Source organism: Thiobacillus sp. 65-1402, from assembly GCF_001897685.1.
In the GTDB taxonomy this organism is placed as follows: domain Bacteria; phylum Pseudomonadota; class Gammaproteobacteria; order Burkholderiales; family Thiobacillaceae; genus Thiobacillus.
In genome coordinates this window covers 1-4169 of record NZ_MKUG01000210.1, presented here as the reverse complement: position 1 = coordinate 4169, position 4169 = coordinate 1, and the positions used below count along the sequence as shown (strand labels likewise).

The window sequence follows — 4169 nt, the reverse complement described above, 5'->3', positions numbered from 1 at the left end:
GTCCATCTTGTTGACGAAAACCAGTGGCGGCACGCCGTACTTGTTGGCCTGACGCCACACCGTCTCCGACTGCGGCTGCACGCCACCCACCGCGCAGTACACCATGCACGCACCATCCAGCACGCGCATCGAACGCTCGACCTCGATGGTGAAGTCGACGTGCCCCGGCGTATCGATGATGTTGATGCGGTGCTCGGGCATGGACATATCCATACCCTTCCAGAAACAGGTTACGGCGGAGGACGTGATGGTAATGCCACGCTCCTGCTCCTGCTCCATCCAGTCGGTCGTTGCCGCGCCGTCATGCACCTCGCCAAGCTTGTGACTCACACCGGTATAGAAAAGGATGCGCTCGGTAGTGGTCGTCTTGCCGGCATCGATGTGCGCGGAAATGCCGATGTTGCGATAGCGTTCGATAGGAGTCGTGCGTGCCACGTTATGGTCCTGACTGTGTCTGGTAGTGTTTAAAAAGTAACGCTCAGAAACGGAAATGCGAGAATGCCTTGTTGGCTTCAGCCATACGGTGCACTTCCTCGCGCTTCTTCACTGCGCCACCACGACCCTCGGCCGCATCCAGCAATTCGCCCGCCAAACGGGCACCCATGGACTTCTCACCGCGCTTGCGCGCAGCATCTTTCAGCCAGCGCATCGCCAGCGCGGTGCGGCGGCTCGAACGCACCTCGACGGGCACTTGATAGTTGGCGCCCCCGACGCGGCGACTCTTCACCTCGACCAGCGGACGCGCATTGTTCAGCGCAGTGCTGAACACCTCCAGCGGATCCTTGCCAGACTTGCCGGTGATCTGCTCGAAGGCACCGTAGACGATGCGCTCGGCGACCGACTTCTTGCCGCTGGACATGATGACGTTCATGAATTTCGAAACTTCCTGGTTGCCGAATTTCGGATCAGGCAGGATTTCACGTTTGGGGACTTCGCGACGACGGGGCATTTTCCTGTCTCTCTATCTAGTTAAGCTTGCAGGCCGATTAGGCTTTCTTGGGACGCTTGGCGCCGTACTTCGAACGCGACTGCTTGCGATCCTTCACGCCGGCGGTATCCAGGCTGCCGCGCACGGTGTGATAACGCACACCCGGCAAATCCTTGACCCGGCCGCCGCGCACCAGCACCACCGAGTGCTCCTGCAGGTTATGGCCCTCACCGCCGATGTAGCTGATGACCTCGAAGCCGCTGGTGAGCTTGACCTTGCAGACCTTACGCAAGGCGGAGTTCGGCTTCTTGGGCGTCGTGGTGTACACGCGAGTACAAACGCCGCGGCGTTGCGGGCAGGCCTTCAAGGCCGGAACCTTGCTCTTCTCCACCGGAGCCTGACGCGGCTTGCGGATCAGCTGGTTAATCGTTGGCATGTCAAAAATTCCGAAAAATTAAGGTGAGCGTATCGTTTCTAAAACAAGCGGGACGGCGCCAACCGCATTCTGAAGCGGTGCCGTCCCGGGCTACAGTCCTGCGCTTCCCGGCGATTCTGCGGCCGGAAAAAGACGCGTGATTCTAGGGGAGAGCCACTCCCCTGTCAAGCAACTTCCTGATTCTCAGCCGGATTTGCCTCCTCGCCTTCGATCAGGTGGCCGGCGCCCAGATCTTCACCCGCCGCCTGGCGGCGACGGGTGTTGTGGTAGGCGAGGCCGGTGCCTGCCGGAATCAGGCGTCCGACAATCACGTTTTCCTTCAGGCCGCGCAGTTCGTCCTTCTTGCCCATGATGGCCGCTTCGGTCAGGACGCGCGTGGTTTCCTGGAAGGAGGCTGCCGAGATGAAGGAATCGGTCGACAGCGACGCCTTGGTGATGCCGAGCAGAATCGGATCGTAGGTGGCCGGCTCCTTGCCCGCCGCCGCCATATCGTCGTTGATCTGCAGCACTTCCGAGCGCTCGACCTGCTCGCCGGGAATGAGGCCGGTGTTGCCCGGGTCCACCACCACAACGCGGCGCAGCATCTGGCGCACGATCACCTCGATGTGCTTGTCGTTGATCTTCACGCCCTGCAGGCGGTACACGTCCTGCACCTCGTCGGTGATGTAGCGCGCCAGCGCTTCCACGCCACGCAGCTTCAGGATGTCGTGTGGATCGACCGGGCCGTCGACGATCATTTCGCCCTTCTGGACGATCTGGCCGTCGTGCGCCGTCACGTGCTTCTCTTTCGTGATCAGGTACTCGTGCGCCACCCCATCCAGATCGGTGATGACCAGGCGTTGCTTGCCCTTGGTGTCCTTGCCGAAGGAGACGGTGCCGGTGACTTCCGCCAGCACGCCGGCGTCTTTCGGCGAACGTGCCTCGAACAGCTCGGCCACGCGCGGCAGACCGCCGGTAATGTCGCGCGTCTTCGAGGTTTCCTGCGGAATACGCGCCAGCACGTCGCCCACCGCGACGTCCTGGCCGTCCTTCACGGTGATGATGGAACCGATCTGGAAGGTGATGTTGACCAGCGTGTCGGTGCCCGCGATCTTGACTTCATTCCCGACTTCGTCGAGCAGCTTGACCTGCGGGCGCAGGCCCTTGCCGGCGCCGCTGGCCTTGCGCTTGGGATCGATGACCACCAGCGTGGACAGGCCCGTGACATCGTCGAGCTGCTTGGCCACGGTAACGCCCTCTTCGATGTTCTCGAAGTGGATGCGTCCGGCGTATTCGGTGATGATGGGACGAGTGTGCGGATCCCAGGTGGCCAATACCGCACCGGCCTTGATCTTGGCGCCGTCGGTCACCATCAGGGTGGCGCCGTACGGCACCTTGTGGCGTTCGCGCTCGCGGCCGGCATCGTCGGCAATGATGATTTCGCCGCTGCGCGAAATCGCCACCGGCTCCTTGCGCGCGTTGGTCACGTAACGCATGGTGGCGGTGTACTGCACGGTGCCGTTGGACTTGGCCTCGAGCTGGCTGGCCGCGGCGGCACGCGATGCGGCGCCGCCGATGTGGAAGGTCCGCATGGTGAGCTGGGTGCCCGGCTCGCCGATCGACTGCGCGGCGATGACGCCGACCGCCTCGCCGGCGTTGACCAGATAACCGCGGCCGAGGTCGCGCCCGTAGCATTTGGCGCACAAGCCATAGCGCGTCTCGCAGGTCAGCGGCGTACGTACCTTGACCTCGTCGATGCCGAGCGATTCGATGGTGTCAACCACATCTTCAACCAGCAGGGTGCCGGCTTCGAACACGGTTTCCTGGGTTTCGGGATTGATGATGTCGCTGGCTGCCACGCGGCCGAGAATCCGCTCGCGCAGGGCCTCGACCACCTCACCGCCTTCGACCAGCGCCTTCACCACCAGGCCGTTCTTGGTGCCGCAATCGTCCTCGGTCACCACCAGATCCTGCGTCACGTCGACCAGGCGGCGCGTCAGGTAGCCGGAGTTCGCGGTCTTCAGCGCGGTATCGGCCAGCCCCTTGCGGGCGCCGTGGGTCGAGATGAAGTACTGCAGCATGTTCAGCCCCTCACGGAAGTTAGCCGTGATCGGGGTTTCGATGATCGAGCCGTCCGGTTTCGCCATCAGGCCACGCATGCCGGCCAGCTGGCGGATCTGCGCAGCGGAACCGCGCGCGCCCGAGTCGGCCATCATGTAGATCGCGTTGAACGATTCCTGGGTGACTTCCTTGCCGTGGCGGTCGACAACCTTCTCGCCGCCCAGCTGCCCCATCATCGCCTTGGCCACGGCGTCGCCGGCGCGGCCCCAGATGTCCACCACCTTGTTGTAGCGTTCGCCCTGGGTCACCAGGCCCGAGGTGTACTGCGACTCGATTTCTTTTACTTCGGCCTCGGCCGCGCCCAGAATCTGGCCTTTTTCATTCGGGATCAGCATGTCCTTGATGGCAATCGACATCCCCGCGCGGGTCGCGAAAGTGAAGCCGGTGTACATCAGCTTGTCGGCGAAAATCACCGTCTCGCGCAGGCCGCAGCGGCGGAAGCTGGCGTTGATCAGCTTGGAGATCTCCTTTTTCTTCAGCGCCTTGTCGACGAAGCTGAACGGCAGCCCCGGCGGCAGGATTTCCGACAGCAGCGCGCGGCCGAGCGTGGTTTCCACCCGCTTGACCGTCTCGACGCGGTTTTTCTCCGCATCCAGCGTCACTTCCTTGATCCGCACCGTGACGCGGGCGTGCAGCTCGACTTCACGGTTGTCGTAGGCACGGCGCGCCTCGGTGACGTCGGCAAACAGCATGCCCTCGCCCTTG

3 protein-coding genes and 1 pseudogene are annotated in these 4169 nt (G+C 62.8%); all 4 read right to left on the bottom strand.

All coding sequences use genetic code 11. The annotated features are described in order from the left end of the window. On the bottom strand, positions 1–435 hold a 435-nt coding region (locus BGO62_RS15530; RefSeq protein WP_296644211.1), incomplete at its 3' end, for a GTP-binding protein. Between the two features lie 43 nt (positions 436–478). After that, the gene (gene rpsG, locus BGO62_RS15525; protein ID WP_296639078.1) at positions 479–949 is read right to left on the bottom strand and encodes a 30S ribosomal protein S7; all 471 of its coding nucleotides are present in this window, start codon (positions 947–949) and stop codon (positions 479–481) included. A 37-nt stretch (positions 950–986) separates the two neighbouring features. Next, positions 987–1364 carry a 30S ribosomal protein S12 gene (gene rpsL, locus BGO62_RS15520; protein WP_011310913.1) on the bottom strand — a complete coding sequence of 126 codons (378 nt, stop codon included), beginning with the start codon at positions 1362–1364 and terminating at the stop codon, positions 987–989. Between the two features lie 164 nt (positions 1365–1528). Then, positions 1529–4169, bottom strand: a pseudogene (locus BGO62_RS15515) (DNA-directed RNA polymerase subunit beta'); the annotation flags it as partial.

Bases quoted from the DNA above. Each gene is read 5' to 3' on its own strand.
- rpsG (WP_296639078.1), bottom strand. From the start codon at position 949: ATGCCCCGTCGTCGCGAAGTCCCCAAACGTGAAATCCTGCCTGATCCG.
- rpsL (WP_011310913.1), bottom strand. From the start codon at position 1,364: ATGCCAACGATTAACCAGCTGATCCGCAAGCCGCGTCAGGCTCCGGTG.